Origin of the sequence: Photobacterium damselae subsp. damselae (assembly GCF_038086725.1) — a bacterium.
GTDB lineage: Bacteria > Pseudomonadota > Gammaproteobacteria > Enterobacterales > Vibrionaceae > Photobacterium > Photobacterium damselae.
This window is the reverse complement of the sequence record NZ_CP146970.1, coordinates 2,213,319-2,229,330: the sequence shown is the minus strand read 5'-3', so window position 1 is coordinate 2,229,330 and position 16,012 is coordinate 2,213,319. Positions and strand designations below refer to the sequence as shown.

The 16,012-nt window shown below is 42.8% G+C and carries 15 protein-coding genes; 13 read left to right on the top strand and 2 right to left on the bottom strand.

The window, feature by feature from the left end; all coding sequences use genetic code 11:
* Window positions 1-287 precede the first annotated feature (287 nt).
* Window positions 288-3,584, bottom strand: a complete 3,297-nt coding sequence (rne, locus tag WAX86_RS09925; protein ID WP_138222907.1) for a ribonuclease E — start codon at window positions 3,582-3,584, stop codon at window positions 288-290.
* A 582-nt stretch (window positions 3,585-4,166) separates the two neighbouring features.
* Between rne and rluC the strand changes: the two genes are divergently transcribed.
* Complete coding sequence (gene rluC, locus WAX86_RS09920) at window positions 4,167-5,114, top strand: 23S rRNA pseudouridine(955/2504/2580) synthase RluC (RefSeq protein WP_036763508.1); 948 nt, start codon at window positions 4,167-4,169, stop codon at window positions 5,112-5,114.
* Window positions 5,115-5,192: 78 nt separating this feature from the next.
* Here the strand turns inward: rluC and WAX86_RS09915 are convergent, their stop codons facing one another.
* Window positions 5,193-5,789, bottom strand: coding sequence for a nucleoside triphosphate pyrophosphatase (locus tag WAX86_RS09915; protein WP_044175158.1), 597 nt, complete (start codon window positions 5,787-5,789; stop codon window positions 5,193-5,195).
* A 344-nt stretch (window positions 5,790-6,133) separates the two neighbouring features.
* Here WAX86_RS09915 and yceD point away from each other — a divergent pair, with 344 nt between their 5' ends.
* The 12 genes from yceD to holB all read left to right on the top strand — a co-directional run bounded on the left by yceD (window position 6,134) and on the right by holB (window position 15,920).
* Window positions 6,134-6,652, top strand: coding sequence for a 23S rRNA accumulation protein YceD (yceD, locus tag WAX86_RS09910; protein WP_065172618.1), 519 nt, complete (start codon window positions 6,134-6,136; stop codon window positions 6,650-6,652).
* 22 nt (window positions 6,653-6,674) lie between these two features.
* On the top strand, window positions 6,675-6,845 hold the full coding sequence (rpmF, locus tag WAX86_RS09905) for a 50S ribosomal protein L32 (RefSeq protein ID WP_005298506.1): 171 nt from the start codon (window positions 6,675-6,677) through the stop codon (window positions 6,843-6,845).
* Window positions 6,846-6,857: 12 nt separating this feature from the next.
* Window positions 6,858-7,880 carry a phosphate acyltransferase PlsX gene (gene plsX / locus WAX86_RS09900; RefSeq protein ID WP_005298508.1) on the top strand — a complete coding sequence of 341 codons (1,023 nt, stop codon included), beginning with the start codon at window positions 6,858-6,860 and terminating at the stop codon, window positions 7,878-7,880.
* Window positions 7,881-7,885: 5 nt separating this feature from the next.
* Entirely contained in the window at window positions 7,886-8,842 is a 957-nt protein-coding gene (locus WAX86_RS09895) for a beta-ketoacyl-ACP synthase III (protein ID WP_005298510.1), read from the top strand.
* Between the two features lie 131 nt (window positions 8,843-8,973).
* Window positions 8,974-9,903 carry an ACP S-malonyltransferase gene (fabD, locus tag WAX86_RS09890; protein WP_115425709.1) on the top strand — a complete coding sequence of 310 codons (930 nt, stop codon included), beginning with the start codon at window positions 8,974-8,976 and terminating at the stop codon, window positions 9,901-9,903.
* A 25-nt stretch (window positions 9,904-9,928) separates the two neighbouring features.
* Window positions 9,929-10,663, top strand: a complete 735-nt coding sequence (gene fabG, locus WAX86_RS09885) for a 3-oxoacyl-ACP reductase FabG (RefSeq protein ID WP_005298513.1) — start codon at window positions 9,929-9,931, stop codon at window positions 10,661-10,663.
* A 158-nt stretch (window positions 10,664-10,821) separates the two neighbouring features.
* On the top strand, window positions 10,822-11,058 hold the full coding sequence (acpP, locus tag WAX86_RS09880; RefSeq protein ID WP_005298515.1) for an acyl carrier protein: 237 nt from the start codon (window positions 10,822-10,824) through the stop codon (window positions 11,056-11,058).
* Between the two features lie 84 nt (window positions 11,059-11,142).
* Entirely contained in the window at window positions 11,143-12,381 is a 1,239-nt protein-coding gene (fabF, locus tag WAX86_RS09875; protein ID WP_065172615.1) for a beta-ketoacyl-ACP synthase II, read from the top strand.
* A 133-nt stretch (window positions 12,382-12,514) separates the two neighbouring features.
* Window positions 12,515-13,324, top strand: a complete 810-nt coding sequence (gene pabC / locus WAX86_RS09870) for an aminodeoxychorismate lyase (RefSeq protein ID WP_086367192.1) — start codon at window positions 12,515-12,517, stop codon at window positions 13,322-13,324.
* On the top strand, window positions 13,318-14,331 hold the full coding sequence (mltG, locus tag WAX86_RS09865; protein WP_341488727.1) for an endolytic transglycosylase MltG: 1,014 nt from the start codon (window positions 13,318-13,320) through the stop codon (window positions 14,329-14,331). The genes pabC and mltG overlap by 7 nt, the downstream gene beginning before the upstream one ends.
* Window positions 14,328-14,957, top strand: coding sequence for a dTMP kinase (gene tmk, locus WAX86_RS09860; protein WP_044175182.1), 630 nt, complete (start codon window positions 14,328-14,330; stop codon window positions 14,955-14,957). Before mltG ends, tmk begins: the two co-directional genes overlap by 4 nt.
* Window positions 14,958-15,920 (top strand): DNA polymerase III subunit delta', encoded by a 963-nt coding sequence (gene holB, locus WAX86_RS09855; protein WP_138241129.1) that lies wholly within the window; start codon window positions 14,958-14,960, stop codon window positions 15,918-15,920. It abuts the gene before it with no gap.
* Window positions 15,921-16,012: the final 92 nt, after the last annotated feature.

Here is a 16,012-nt window from a genome sequence, read left to right as displayed (position 1 = left end):
TCCGATTGATTTATGCACATATAAAGCGCTAGATACTATAGAAATATGTGATTTAGTTCAACTTTTATTCAGGAAATACTTAACTGTTGTTAATGTTTTCCATAGTTATAAGTGACTAAACTTATTTTATACAAAGGTTGGTTTTGTTTTTCTTAGTTTAGTGGGAAATTTAAACCTAAGGATGAAAATTTAGAAATGTTAAAGGGGAGAGCAATCATTGGTGGGGTATGGGCATAAAAAAACCACACCCAAATGAGTGTGGTTTTTGTATTGGCGTAGACTCTAACTTAGTTAAAGTTTGGCTTTGTCATTGGTGCACTTGCGCGGTTTGTTGCAACTTGACTGCCTGCAGGACGGCTAGTTGCAAGATCGCGTGTTGGTGCAACAGCAACAGTTTCTGCGTGACCCATTGATACAGGAGCAGGAGCTTTTGCCATTGGTGCAGTCGCATGGAAGCCACGAGGATTTGTTGCCATTGTTGCTTTCACTTTTGTTGGCGCAAGAGAAATCGTGGTCTCAATAACCGCTTCTTCTTTTTCTTCAACAACAGGAGCTGCTTCAACAATAACCTCTTCAGTTTGTTCTAAAACTGGAGCCTCAGCTACTACTTCTTCAGTAAGAGATACGACTGGTTGTGTCTCTTCTACCGCGCGCATAGGGAATACTTTACCCATAGCAAGTTCCGGCATTGCTACACCTGTTAGTGCTACAGCCTCAACCGTTTCTACTTCCGCAATCTGTTGTGTCTCAATAATTGCAGGAGTTAGCACGTTATCCATTGCAGCTTCAGCTTGCGCTAAGTCTAGCTCAGGCTCGACAACCGTTTCTTCAATCACTTCTGCAGCAGCAACCGCAGGTTTAGTATGACGAGGCCATACTTTGCCCATTGCCATTTCAGGAGATGCTACGCCTGTTGCTGGACGACGTTGAATTGATTTTGGTTTCTCAACGATAGATACCGTATTTTCAATGTCGTTTAGAGCATCAACAGAATCTGTTGCCATCATATCGATTGGCACCATCTTCACATCTTCGTGTGTTACGTGCTCAGGTTTTTCAACTCGAGTATCACGCATGCGACGGCGGCGTTGACCACTTGCACGCAAATGACGAGGAGAGCGACGGTTACGACGTTGAGGTGCATCCTCTTGATCTTCCGCTTCTTCCATCTCTGGTGCCGTTGGCATATCAACAGCTTGAGTCTTAACTTCATCTTGAGCTGCTTTAGCCATTGCGGTACCCATCTCCATTAGTGGTGATGGTTTCGCTTCTGCTGTTGCAGTTGATGATACTTCAATAGCTTCAACAACATCTTGTTGGTCATCAATACGAACTTTCTTCTGTAGCTGACGACGTTGACGGCGTTGTTTTACTTTTGCTGTTTTTTCTTCATTCTCACGCTGAGCTTCAAGATTTTGCTTTTCAGCTTTCTCTTTTTGCATCTCTTGACGACGTTGTTGCTTCTGCGCTTGGATCTCTTCTTTACGAGCTTGGCGCTTTAGCTCTTTCTCTTCGTCTCGTTGACGCTGCTGCTGCGTTTTTTGAGGCTTTTCAGCTTGCTGCTGTTGACGCTGGTCTTGTTTAGTCGCTTTGTCGTTATTACGGTCATTATTGCGTTCGTTATTACGACGACGATTGTTCTGGCGTTGCTCATTGTTACGAGTGTTGTCTTTTTCTTGACGTTCGTTGTTACGATTGTCGCGCTGCTCTGAATCTTGTTGACGATTATTGCGGCGGTTATCGTTACGACGGTTGTCATTGCGACGATTATCGTTACGGCGATTGTCATTACGATCGTTGCGACGGTTATTATTGCGACGATTGTTCGTATTTTCTTGAGGTTGTTGCTCTTCTTCTTTCTTGCTCATATGGCTTGAGAAGAAGTTTGCAATGGCAGAGAAAATACGGTTGAAAATACTTGGTTGTTGCACTGCTGGTTTAGAAGCGGCTGGCTTAGCGATTGGCGCAGGCTCTTTTGGTGCAGTAAAACCTTGAAGTACAGGTTCTTCACGCTTCTTAATTACGCGCTCAGGCTGTGCAGGTTCTTGAGTCTCTGCTTCACGCTGTGCTGCAAGTAATTTTGGAATGCGGTATGACAGTGCTTCTTGTTCTTCACCTTCACGCACACGAGAAACTTCAAAATGTGGTGTTTCCATATCTGAGTTCGGTACGATAATGACACGAACATCGTGATATTTTTCAATGTGTTGAACTGAACGACGTTTTTCGTTTAATAAGTAAGATGCAATAGCAACAGGCACAATAGCTAATACTTGTGAGCTGTTATCTTTTAATGCTTCTTCTTCAATTAAGCGAAGAATAGATAGAGACAGTGATTCGTTATCACGAACAACACCCGTACCTGTACAGCGAGGACATACATGATGACTTGCTTCTGCTAGGGATGGGCTTAGGCGCTGACGTGACATCTCCAATAGACCAAAACGAGAAATTCGACCAATTTGTACACGTGCGCGGTCCATACGAACAGCTTCGCGTAAACGGTTTTCTACTTCACGCTGATGGCGAACCGGAGTCATATCGATAAAGTCGATAACAACTAGGCCACCAAGGTCACGAAGACGTAATTGACGAGCAATTTCATCTGCCGCTTCAAGGTTAGTTTGTAATGCTGTTTCTTCGATATCTCCGCCTTTTGTTGCGCGTGCAGAGTTGATATCGATAGAGGTTAATGCTTCTGTTGGGTCAATTACGATAGAGCCACCAGAAGGTAGACGAACTTCGCGCTGGAACGCTGATTCAATCTGGCTTTCAATTTGGTAGTGGCTAAATAGTGGAACTTCGCCTTCGTAACGTTTAACACGAGAGATAAAATCTGGACGAACCAATTTGATATGATCGCGAGCGCGTTCAAAAATCTTTGGACTGTCGATTAAGATTTCGCCGATATCTCGACGTAGATAGTCACGAATTGCACGAGCAATCACATTACTTTCTTGGTGAATTAAGAATGGGGCAGGTTGAGCGTCAGCCGCTTCTTTTACTGCACTCCAGTGATTTAACAGAACATTTAAATCCCACTCTAACTCTTCAGCTGATTTACCAACACCTGCGGTACGTACAATTAGACCCATACCGTGAGGCAGTTCTAATGTGCTTAATGCCGCTTTTAGTTGCGTACGCTCTTCACCTTCGATTCGACGAGAAATACCGCCTGCACGAGGATTGTTTGGCATAAGAACTAAGTAGCTACCAGCAAGAGAGATGAATGTAGTTAAGGCTGCACCTTTGTTACCGCGCTCTTCTTTATCGACTTGAACGATAACTTCCTGACCTTCTTTTAGGACTTCCTTAATGTTTGGACGACCTTGGTAAGAATAATCTTGTGGGAAGTACTCTTTCGCGATTTCTTTTAGAGGTAGAAAACCATGACGCTCTGCACCATAGTCAACGAACGCTGCTTCCAGGCTTGGTTCGATGCGTGTGATGCGGCCTTTATAGATGTTTGCTTTCTTAGATTCATGACCAGGGCTTTCGATATCAAGATCAAATAGCTTCTGACCGTCAACTAATGCGACGCGCAACTCTTCCTTCTGAGTTGCGTTAATCAACATTCTTTTCATTTATATTTACTCGTTAATTGTCATTATCTTAGCGAGCGAATGACAGTTTTTTATGGTGGTGCCGGACTCCAAGACTGATATACGGGTACAACCTCACGGTTGGAAAAACAGGAGTGCTCTCTGGCTACACTATTTAAACCAACTACTTGCAGACGGTTAAGTCTCTAAATTGTAGCTGGCATCACCGACAAAGCGGTCGTATCTGTCACACCAAAAAAATCTGTAATCGGACACTAAAAGTTACTCCGCGAAACGTTTCCGTCTTATGCCATATGCAGCGGTTTTCGCTAGAGTTGTGTAAAAAATAATTATTGTGATGATATTTTATTCATCTTGTTATAAAAGTAGGCTTGTTATCCTACTACAGTACGCAATAATAGCAGGGAGCCACTAGAGCGGCAATCTGGATTATTTGCGTTATTGAGCCAATGAACTTTCAATGATGACCATTTAGCCAATCATTTTCTGCGAAAACATCTCATCAAAGTAAGAAAAGTGGTACACTCCCTTCCATTAATCGTGTTCATAACTTTGCCGATACTGGCAGAGCTGCATTGCTTCATTAGGCTTATAATCACACTCATGACAGAAGTTAAACCTAAAGTACAATTCATCGAAATTAGCGATGACTTTGCCGGACAGCGCATAGATAATTTCTTGCGTGCTAGGCTTAAAAACGTACCTAAAAGTATGATCTACCGCATTTTGCGCAAAGGTGAGGTGCGAGTAAACAAAAAACGCATCAAACCTGAATATAAGTTGCAAGATGGTGATCTGGTTCGTGTTCCTCCTGTTTCGATTCCTGAAAAAGAGGATCAAGCACCGATCAGTACCAATCTAAATAAAGTGGCTGAACTTGAGTCATGCATTATTTATGAAGATGATCATTTATTGGTATTAAATAAGCCATCGGGTACAGCGGTACATGGTGGTAGTGGCTTGAAGTTCGGTGCAATTGAAGCGCTTCGTGCATTACGTCCAGATGCTCGCTTCTTAGAGCTAGTGCACCGTATTGACCGAGATACTTCTGGTATTTTATTGGTTGCTAAGAAGCGTTCAGCATTACGCCGTTTACAAGAGCAGTTCCGTAATAAAACGGTTCAGAAGTATTATTTTGCTCTTGTGATGGGAGAGTGGAAAGCGTCGTGCAAAAAGGTAACTGCACCGCTACTGAAAAATGAAGTGAATAGCATTGTCCGAGTTAATCCAAATGGTAAACCGTCAGATACTCGATTCAAAGTTTTAGAACGCTTCCATCAGGCAACTCTAGTTCAAGCAAGCCCTGTAACTGGCCGTACGCATCAGATTCGTGTTCACTGCCAATATACTGGTCACCCAATTGCTTGGGATGATCGCTATGGTGATCCACGTTTTGATGCTTATACCAAGAAAACAGGATTAAATCGCCTATTTTTACATGCTGCAAATATCCAATTTACTCATCCAAGTACGGATGAGGCGATGGAAATTAATGCACCAATGGAACCTAAATTAGAACGCTGCTTAGAAAAATTACGCACGATGTCTTAATCGTCCATTAATTCGATTTTTTCTCGATAATCAGCACATCAATAAAAGGAGTACCATTAGGATACTCCTTTTGTCTTTTTATCGTGATTGACTGGTAAGGATATCGATTCCCTCTTTTGCCAGCAGTTCACGTAGAGCAATCAAGGGTAGGCCTACTAACGTATTTGGGTCTCGTCCTTCTAAGCGCTCAAAAAGAGCAATACCTAATCCTTCGCACATAAAACTTCCCGCACAATATAGCGGCTGCTCCCGACGAACATAATGTTGGATTTCCTGCTCGGTGAGTTCTCGAAAATGTACGTGGAAAGGTTCACAAAGACTGTGGCACTCTCCCGATTGAGCATTATATAAAGCAAGGCCGGTGTAAAAGGTAATAGTTTGTCCACTTGCTTGTTTGAGTTGTTGACACGCTTTTTCTTCGGTTAAAGGCTTGCCAATGATTTTCCCATCAATAACACAGACCTGATCTGAGCCTATAATAAGGTGTGTGGGATAATCTTTTGCGCATGCTTTTGCTTTTTCTTGAGCTAGGCGCAATACCAATTGTTGTGCAGTTTCGTTCTCTTGAGCTGTTTCATCAATATTTGGACTGGCTACTTCAAAGGGGTAACCAAATTTTTTGAGTAAAGCTTGGCGATAAGTTGAGGTCGAAGCTAAAAGTAACGGTTGAGGCATAACAATCCTTACTAGAACGTAATGTTGTCTGAGTATCAATGGTGAGGGAGTGTACCTAAGTTTTGACTTTGAGATAAAGAGAATCTTTAAAGCAGTTTCTGATTGAACTCCGAAGTGATGAGGTGTATTTTTGCCTCGATTTTAAATTGGCAGTGATGGGTCTTTCTAATCTGGTTTTTTTCTAACCAAGTGCATGACTCGTTAACAATTAATTTAATTTTGCGATGGATTATGTTGTCATAGCGAGTTTGAGCTTTTGATCAGTACGATTATTGACTAAAAGCTGTTAATTCGGACACATTTCCTTTGACTCAAACAGACTATAAGGCTAATATTCGCGCCCTATGCAAAAGGTAAAATTGCCGCTGAAGGTCGATCCAGTTCGCGCAGCTCAGAAAAAACTCGATTATGATGGCATCATCACTATCGGAAATCTGAAGCGTTTAGCTGAATCCACTGATGGCGTAATAAGTGATGCAAACGTCACCTTGTCTTTTGATTTGGACCAACGTCGTATTCCTTTTATGCGCGGAAGTGCAGAAGTTGAAGTGATGTTGACCTGTCAGCGATGTCAGGAAGAATTTCAGCACACAATCAGTGTTGAATTCTGTTATAGTCCAGTTCGCAATATGAATGCGGAAGACGAGCTACCGGAAGCCTATGAGCCGGCTCAAGTCGACGAAAATGGCGAGATCAACCTAGTTGAACTTATCGAAGATGAGATGATTCTAGAATTACCTCAAGTTGCTATGCACGATGATGCTAACTGTAATGTTGGTTCAGCGAACATGTCTTTTGGTGAGATCCCCGTTGCTGATGAGCGTCCGAATCCGTTTGCAGTATTGAAAAATCTTAAGAAGTGAAAATTTAACAGGAGTAGGGTTAATGGCCGTACAAAAGAGCAAGAAATCACGCGCAGCACGTGGTATGCGTCGTTCTCACGATGCACTAACAACTGCAGCACTATCTGTAGACGCTGTAAGTGGTGAAACTCACCTACGTCACCACATGACTGCTGACGGTTTCTACCGTGGCCGTAAGGTTATCAACAAGTAAGGTTGAACCTTTATGGGTCTAACCGTTGCACTCGATGCAATGGGCGGGGATTTCGGTCCTCAAGTAACAGTGCCTGCCGTTGTGCAGGCACTGTTGCACTTCCCGGAGCTCAAAGTAACCTTATTCGGTGATCAGAGTGCGATCACTACACAGCTGACTCTCCTAAACCAACTCAACCATCCTCGAATTACCATTGTGCATAGCAATAGCGCTATTGCAAATGATGCTCGACCTTCTCAAGCATTACGCCGAAGCCATGGTTCTTCTATGAGAATGGCTCTTGAAGCTGTCTCTGAAGGTAACGCTGACGCTTGTGTCAGTGCCGGCAATACTGGTGCACTAATGGCACTGTCTCGATATATCCTCAAACAATTACCTGGCATCGATCGTCCCGCTTTAGTTTCTGCTATTCCAACTGCTGCAGCCACTAAAACTTGGATTCTTGATCTAGGGGCAAATGTTTCATGTGATTCCGACACATTATTCCAGTTTGCGGTAATGGGAGCCGTTTTAGCAGAGCAGTGGTTATCTGGTAAACCTCGCGTCGCTTTACTTAATATTGGTGAAGAAGAAATCAAAGGCAATGATTTAGTCAAACGTTGTGCTGAAATGTTAAGTCAGTGTGATGATATTGACTACATTGGCTATATAGAAGGCGATAAGCTTTATTCTGGATTAGCTGATGTTATCGTCTGTGATGGCTTTGTCGGAAACGTTAGTCTAAAAACCAGTGAAGGGGTGGCTCATCTCTTTATTGACCGGATTCGCCAAGCCGTAGGAACCAGTAAGTTTAAACAAATTCTTGCCAAATGGTTGTTTAGTGACCTATTTGACAGCCTCAAGCAGTTGAACCCCGACCAGTATAACGGGGCAAGTCTGTTAGGATTGCGTGGTATTGTAGTAAAAAGCCATGGAAGTGCAGATATAACCGCATTTACCAACGCAATCAGTGAAGCGGTGTACGAGGTTGAACGACAAATACCAACAAAAATCAGTAACCGTTTGGAAGAAGTCTTACTCGAGAGGCACTATTAGTCTTCATGTATAGCAAAATTTTAGGTACAGGCAGTTACCTGCCAGCTCAAGTTCGTACTAACGCTGACTTAGAGCAAATGGTAGAAACGAATGACGAGTGGATTGTTGCGCGTACTGGTATTCGTGAGCGTCGTATCGCTAACACCGAAGAAACCGTCGCAGTGATGGGATATCAAGCATCATTAAATGCAATTGATATGGCCGGTATTGCCAAAGAAGATATCGATCTTATTATCATGGCAACATCCAGTGCGAGCCACTCTTTCCCTTCTGCTGCATGTCAGGTTCAGGGAATGCTCGATATTAAAGGCTGCCCAGCATTTGATTTGTCTGCGGCATGTTCTGGCTTTATGTATGCACTGAGCATTGCCGATCAACACATTAAAACCGGCATGGCGAAAAATGTGTTGGTAATTGGTGCTGATGCATTGTCGCATAAATGTGATCCAACTGATCGTTCAACAATCATCTTATTTGGTGATGCTGCAGGTGCGGTTGTTGTTGGTGCAAGTGAAGAGCCGGGTATTTTATCGACTCATATCCATGCTGATGGTCATTTTGGTGGCCTGCTAAGTCTTGGTATTCCTGAGCATGGTGAAGATTTTAGCGATGATAACTGGCTATATATGGCTGGTAATGAAGTATTTAAAGTTGCGGTAACTCAGTTATCAAACTTAGTTAAAGATACTCTTGCTGCAAATAATATGGATAAATCTGAGCTAGATTGGTTAGTTCCTCATCAGGCTAATTTACGTATTATTTCAGCCACAGCGAAGAAATTATCTATGTCTTTAGACCAAGTTGTTGTGACATTAGATCGCCACGGTAATACTTCAGCTGCAACAGTGCCAACTGCATTGGATGAAGCTGTTCGTGATGGTCGTATCCAACGTGGTCAGACGTTATTACTCGAAGCCTTTGGTGGTGGTTTTACCTGGGGCTCTGCACTGGTTAAGTTTTAACTGGTTGCTAAATTCATGGATGCTGTGCCGCTTTTTAACCTTGATTTTAATCAGTTGGCACAGTAGATAATATTTCAAGCTGCTTATTTTACGATGAAGTAACAGGCAGTTAAATCAATAAGGATTCTCGAATGTCTAAGTTCGCGATTGTTTTTCCAGGTCAAGGTTCTCAAGCTGTAGGTATGCTTGCTGAACTGGCTGAGCAGTTTCCAATTGTTCAAGCGACATTTGCCGAAGCATCTGAAGTTCTAGGTTACGACCTATGGGCTCTAGTTCAAAATGGTCCTGCTGAAGATCTTAATCAAACGCATCGTACTCAGCCGGCATTATTAACCGCTTCTGTTGCAATTTGGCGTGTATGGCAAGAGAAGGGTGGTGAGCAACCAACTGTTCTTGCTGGCCATAGCTTAGGTGAGTACTCTGCACTTGTATGCGCGGGCGTTATTGATTTTAAAGAAGCAGTTAAGTTAGTTGAACTACGTGGTCAATTAATGCAAGAAGCAGTGCCTGCAGGTGTTGGTGCGATGTCTGCAATTATTGGTCTAGATAATGATGCTATTGCAAAAGCGTGTGCTGATGCGGCAGAAGACCAGGTATGTTCGCCTGTAAACTTTAACTCTCCAGGTCAAGTTGTTATCGCGGGTAACAAAGAAGCCGTTGATAGAGCAAATGCTTTGTGTAAAGAAGCCGGTGCTAAACGAGCACTACTTCTACCAGTTTCAGTTCCATCTCATTGTGAACTAATGAAGCCTGCTGCTGACAAACTAGCAGTAGCTCTTGAAAATATGACATTCAATACTCCAACGATCCCAGTGATCAATAATGCTGATGTTGCAACTGAAACTGATCCTGCTGCAATCAAACTTGCGCTTGTAAAACAACTTTATGGTCCAGTTCGTTGGACTGAGTCTGTTGAGCGTATGGCAGCAGAAGGTATTGAAGAATTACTTGAAATGGGTCCAGGTAAAGTACTGACTGGCCTAACTAAACGTATTAATCGTTCACTTGGCGGTTCTGCTGTTAATGATATTGCATCATTAGACGCAGCTCTAGCTAAGTAATCTGAGATCTGAAAGAGGACTACTGATGAGCCTTGAAGGAAAAATTGCTCTAGTAACAGGTGCTAGCCGTGGTATCGGCCGTGCAATCGCAGAAATTCTTGTTGAGCGTGGCGCAACCGTTATTGGTACGGCAACCTCAGAAAGTGGCGCTGAAGCGATCAGTGCATACCTTGGTGATAAAGGTCAAGGTATGGCATTAAATGTTACGTCTCCTGAGTCAATTGAAGCAGTATTGAAGCAAATCAAAGAGACTTTTGGTGATGTTGATATCCTAGTGAACAACGCGGGTATTACGCGTGATAACTTGCTAATGCGTATGAAAGATGACGAGTGGCAAGACATCATGGATACCAACCTAACGTCTATCTTCCGTCTATCAAAAGCAGTTTTGCGTGCGATGATGAAGAAGCGTAATGGTCGTATTATCAGTATTGGCTCTGTTGTTGGTACAATGGGCAACGCAGGTCAAACTAACTATGCAGCAGCAAAAGCAGGTCTATTAGGCTTTACTAAGTCAATGGCTCGTGAAGTTGCTTCTCGTGGTATTACTGTAAACGCTGTCGCTCCTGGTTTCATTGAAACGGATATGACTCGCGCACTAAATGATGATCAACGCGCTGCAACATTAGCGAATGTTCCAGCAGGTCGTTTAGGTGATCCGCGTGAAATTGCAGCAGCTGTTGCATTTTTAGCCTCTGATGATGCTGCTTATATTACGGGCGAAACTTTGCACGTAAACGGCGGCATGTACATGATTTAAGCACAAAAGATGCAATTCTCGGCGAAAAAGGTCCAATTAAGTGGTTTTTCATTGAAAATCGTGGTTTGACCAGCAACAATGAGTGTTGCAACTTTTGTAGTAATGAATAAACTACAACAAATCGCATTAGCGAATTCTTGTTAAGGAAATATATTAGTATGAGCAACATCGAAGAACGCGTAAAAAAAATCATCGTTGAGCAACTAGGCGTTGACGAGTCTGAAGTTAAGAACGAATCATCTTTTGTTGACGATCTAGGCGCTGACTCTCTAGACACAGTTGAACTAGTTATGGCTCTTGAAGAAGAATTCGACACAGAGATCCCAGACGAAGAAGCTGAGAAGATTACTACAGTTCAAGCTGCTATCGACTACGTTAATAGCGCTGCTGAGTAATTCAGAACACTTCCAGGCGGTCCTCATGGCCGCCTGATTTCTTTTCTACCTTATTTTTACCCCTCAATTCCGGAGATATTAATCGTGTCAAAGCGTCGTGTTGTTGTAACTGGCATGGGCATGCTAACACCGGTTGGTAATACTGTTGAAGATTCATGGAAAGCACTTCTATCAGGTACTAGCGGCATTAGCACTATCGAGCATTTTGATGTAACAGGTTTTGCTACACAATTTGCAGGCATGGTAAAAGACTTCAATTGCGAAGATTACATGTCGAAAAAAGATGCTCGTAAAATGGATCTATTTATCCAATACGGTATCGCAGCTGGCGTGCAAGCATTGAAAGATTCTGGCATTGAAGTTACAGATGAAAATGCAGCGCGCATCGGTGTTGCTATCGGTTCTGGCATTGGTGGTCTTGGCTTAATTGAAGCTGGTCATCAAGCTCTGATGGAAAAAGGCCCTCGTAAGATCAGCCCATTTTTCGTTCCATCAACTATTGTTAATATGATTGCGGGTCACATGTCTATCATGTATGGTCTTCGTGGTCCAAACATCGCAATCTCTACCGCGTGTACAACAGGCCTTCATAACATTGGCCATGCGGCACGTATGATCGCATACGGTGATGCAGACGCTATGGTTGCTGGTGGTGCAGAAAAAGCATCAACACCATTAGGCATGGGTGGCTTTGCAGCAGCTAAAGCGCTATCAACTCGTAATGATGATCCTCAAGCAGCTTCTCGCCCATGGGATAAAGACCGTGATGGTTTTGTTCTAGGTGATGGTGCAGGTGTGATGGTACTGGAAGAGTACGAACACGCAAAAGCACGTGGCGCTAAAATTTATGCAGAAATCGTCGGCTTTGGTATGAGTGGCGATGCTTATCACATGACTTCTCCAAGTGCTGACGGTTCAGGCGGTGCGCTTGCTATGGAAGCATGTCTACGTGATGCTGGTATTAATGCTGATCAACTTGGCTATATCAATGCACACGGTACATCAACACCCGCTGGTGATGTTGCTGAAACTCTAGGCATCAAACGCGCTATGGGTAGTGCTGCTGATAAAGTAATGGTTTCTTCAACCAAATCTATGACCGGCCACCTACTAGGTGCAGCGGGCTCTGTTGAAGCAATCATCACAGCTCTAACTCTAGTTGATCAGGTTGTTCCACCAACAATTAACCTTGATAATCCAGGCGAAGGTTGTGACCTAGACTACGTACCTGGTACTGCTCGTGATGTAAACCTTGAGTATGCTCTATGTAACTCATTTGGTTTCGGTGGTACTAACGGTTCGCTTCTGTTTAAGAAAATCTAATTGAATCGGATTAATTGACGATTTCTTAGCTTATCACCGCAAGAAATAAAGCAATTAACCTGATATGATAAGTCAGCTCGGTATTAGTACCGGGCTGTTTTTTTATCTGAGAAGTGGTTTCTAAGGATTGAATTTGGCTTGGGTTAACGGTCAACAGCAGCATTCTTTATCGATAAGCGATCGAGCAACACAATATGGTGATGGCTGCTTTACAACAATTTTGGTGATAGATGGCCAGCCTCAGTTGTGGGACTTTCATCTCCAGCGGTTACAAGATACCTTGGCTTACTTCGCGATAAGCGCGCCAAATTGGCAACATATTACCCAAGAGGTGTTCGTACTAGCTCAGAAATTCAAAGAGAAAGGTGGTATTAAGATACTGATCTCTAGAGGCTCTGGTGGTCGTGGTTATAGCGGCCAAGATTGCTCTCAAACACAAGTGATTATTACAACCTTTGCATGGCCCGAACATTATTCTCAATGGCAACAGCAAGGGATTTGTTTAGGTGTGTGTTCCCAGCGTTTAGGTCTTGCCCCCATGCTTGCTGGTTGGAAACACCTTAATCGATTAGAACAAGTCTTATTAAAACAAGAAATTGAAAATAACCACTGGCTAGATGGCCTTGTTCTTGATCTTAATGGCAATATTACAGAGACCAGTGTCGCGAATATCTTTTGGCGAAAGGGTTGCAAAGTTTTTACTCCAACACTTAAATTTGCTGGTGTTCATGGAGTAATGAGACGAAAAGTAATTGAGTTAATACAGACGTTGCCTTATCAGCTAGAATTTATTGATGCTCCTATTGAGGAAATTATGGGGGCAGAAGAAGTCTTTATTACTAATGCGTTAATGTCGTTAGTACCGATTAATCAAATTGAAAATCAGACATTTCATCAACGTCAGCTATTAAATGCGCTTATAAAGGGGTTAACAGCGTGCTAAAAAAATTAATGATTGTGATAGTGCTCTTGGGCGTAATAGCAGCAGGGGGCGTTGTTTTTGCTTATCAGGAAGTGATGGCATCTCTATCTCAACCAGTAACAACAGAACAGAAAGAGTTAATTACTGTTAAACCCGGTACAAGCTTTCGCAGTTTGTTAAATCAACTTGAGAAGCAGGTTATCATTCCCGCTTCGCAATGGTATCGCTGGATTGGCCATGTAGAGCCTGAATTACTGCAATTAAAAGCCGGTAGTTACCTAGTTGAACCGAAAATGACATTACAGCAGTTACTGACATTAATCGGTTCTGGCAAAGAGCATCAATTCTCGATTACTCTTGTTGAAGGCGAGCGTTTTAGTGAATGGCTAAAAGAACTGCAGCAAGCACCTGAAATGCAGCATAAAACCGTTGGTCTGTCTGAAGCTGAAATTGCAAAGGCGCTGAATATCGACACCAATAAGCTAGAAGGCTATATGCTTCCAGAAACGTATAATTATACGGCTGGTATGAGTGATCTGGATATTCTTAAACGAGCTCACAATAAGCTGGAATCAGTATTAGAAAATGCATGGCAAGGTCGAGAAAAGGATCTGCCACTAAAAACTCCTTATGATGTATTAATCATGGCGTCGATCATCGAAAAAGAGACTGCTGTTGACTCTGAGCGTGATGTTGTTTCGTCTGTGTTTACTAATCGTCTAGAGAAGGGGATGCGATTGCAGACAGATCCTACGGTTATTTATGGCATGGGTGATAAATACGATGGCAATATTCGGAAACGCGACTTAACAACGCCAACACCATACAATACCTACGTTATTTTCGGTCTACCGCCAACTCCTATCGCGATGCCAAGTAAAGCATCTATCTTAGCCGCGGTACACCCAGCACAAACGAAATACTTGTACTTTGTTGCTAATGGCAAAGGTGGACATACATTTTCAAAAACATTGGCAGAGCATAATCGTGCTGTGCGTCAGTATTTAAGAACATTAAGAAACAAATGAACGGAAAATTTATCGTAATTGAAGGCCTTGAAGGGGCTGGTAAAAGCACAGCAATATCACAAGTAATTAATGTACTTGCTGAACATGGCATTCATGATCCTGTGGCAACTCGTGAGCCTGGTGGTACACCACTTGCTGAGCAGATGCGCGCATTAGTTAAAGAAGGGCATCCAGATGAGCCGTTAACCGATATGGCTGAACTACTACTGCTTTATGCCGCTCGCATTCAGTTAGTCGATAATGTGATAAAACCTGCTTTAGCACAGGGACGCTGGGTTGTTGGTGATCGTCATGATATGTCTTCTCAAGCATATCAAGGTGGAGGCCGTGGTTTTGATCAGCAGTTAATGATGAATCTGCGTAATACCGTACTTGGTGATTTTCGTCCTGATTTCACAATATATATGGATATTGATCCTGCGCTTGGTTTACAGCGAGCTCGTGGACGCGGAGCACTTGATCGTATTGAACAAATGAATATCGACTTTTTCCATCGTGCTCGAGCGCGTTTTCTTGAGTTGTCAGAGCAAGACCCGAATACAGTTATTATTGACGCTAGTCAGTCTTTAGAAGCGGTAACGGCGGATATCTCTAGCGCTTTGACACAATGGTTGGAGCAGCAGTAAATGATTTACCCATGGCAACAGAGTGTATGGCAAAATTGGCAGCAACTGTTACAGCAAAAGCGTTTCCACCACGCTATTTTATTGCTTGCTGCTAAAGGTAGTGGGCAAGACGTCTTAGTTCGTGAACTTGCCCAAACTGTTCTGTGCCAGAATAATGATCATCAAGCCTGTGGTGTGTGTCACAGTTGTAAGCTGTTTGCTGCGGGTAACCATCCTGATTTTCATGTGATTAAGCCGGAACAAGAAGGTAAGCAAATAGGCGTTGATGCGGTTCGGCAGTCTAATCGTTGGGCAGTTGAGACCTCACAGCTTGGCGGTCAACGTGTAATCCTTATTGAAGAAGCCGATGCAATGGGAGAAGCTGGTGCTAATGCTATTTTGAAAACACTAGAAGAGCCTCCTGCTGGTTGCCAGTTTATTCTTACCGCTCGGTCATTAGATAATCTGTTACCGACGATTGTGAGTCGTTGTAACAAATGGCGATTGCCTACGCCAAATAGTAAAGATACTCAACGTTGGGTTGAAAATCAGTTAATGCAGTCCATTTCAACTGAAGCTGTGAATTTAAATAATGGCGCACCGATAGCCTCTTTAAATTTTGTCGAAAATGGCATGGATATCCGTCATGTTAATTTGATTAAAACCTTCACTGCTTTTGTTCAACCTCCTCATATTGGGATTTACGATCTTGCTGCGCTCTGTACGCAAGATGGTATCGCAAGTTTGAAATGGTTGAGCTATTTTTTAGTCGATTGTTTAAAAGTCCAGCAAGGTGTTCAATCAGGTTTTGTCCATAATGAATCTTTGGCTCTGGTTCACCAGGTTGCTGCTGTGTTACCGATTCACTTAGTGATAAATCAAATCCAAAAACTGAATGAACTACATCGCAAGCTCGAACGTCATAGTGGGTTGAATATCGAGTTGCTGGTTGTTGAATGGTTGACTGGTTTTATACTTAATTAAGCAAAATTCGCTGGTATTTTTACTTAATGAGTACGTTAATTTAAAGAAAATGAGCTCTGAAGCTGTAAGGTTCCACGTTCATTAGTTATGAG

Excerpts from the sequence above, each read along its gene's own strand:
- rne (WP_138222907.1), bottom strand. The coding sequence starts at position 3,584 with ATGAAAAGAATGTTGATTAACGCAACTCAGAAGGAAGAGTTGCGCGTC.
- rluC (WP_036763508.1), top strand. The coding sequence starts at position 4,167 with ATGACAGAAGTTAAACCTAAAGTACAATTCATCGAAATTAGCGATGAC.
- WAX86_RS09915 (WP_044175158.1), bottom strand. The coding sequence starts at position 5,789 with ATGCCTCAACCGTTACTTTTAGCTTCGACCTCAACTTATCGCCAAGCT.
- yceD (WP_065172618.1), top strand. The coding sequence starts at position 6,134 with ATGCAAAAGGTAAAATTGCCGCTGAAGGTCGATCCAGTTCGCGCAGCT.
- rpmF (WP_005298506.1), top strand. The coding sequence starts at position 6,675 with ATGGCCGTACAAAAGAGCAAGAAATCACGCGCAGCACGTGGTATGCGT.
- plsX (WP_005298508.1), top strand. The coding sequence starts at position 6,858 with ATGGGTCTAACCGTTGCACTCGATGCAATGGGCGGGGATTTCGGTCCT.
- WAX86_RS09895 (WP_005298510.1), top strand. The coding sequence starts at position 7,886 with ATGTATAGCAAAATTTTAGGTACAGGCAGTTACCTGCCAGCTCAAGTT.
- fabD (WP_115425709.1), top strand. The coding sequence starts at position 8,974 with ATGTCTAAGTTCGCGATTGTTTTTCCAGGTCAAGGTTCTCAAGCTGTA.
- fabG (WP_005298513.1), top strand. The coding sequence starts at position 9,929 with ATGAGCCTTGAAGGAAAAATTGCTCTAGTAACAGGTGCTAGCCGTGGT.
- acpP (WP_005298515.1), top strand. The coding sequence starts at position 10,822 with ATGAGCAACATCGAAGAACGCGTAAAAAAAATCATCGTTGAGCAACTA.
- tmk (WP_044175182.1), top strand. The coding sequence starts at position 14,328 with ATGAACGGAAAATTTATCGTAATTGAAGGCCTTGAAGGGGCTGGTAAA.
- holB (WP_138241129.1), top strand. The coding sequence starts at position 14,958 with ATGATTTACCCATGGCAACAGAGTGTATGGCAAAATTGGCAGCAACTG.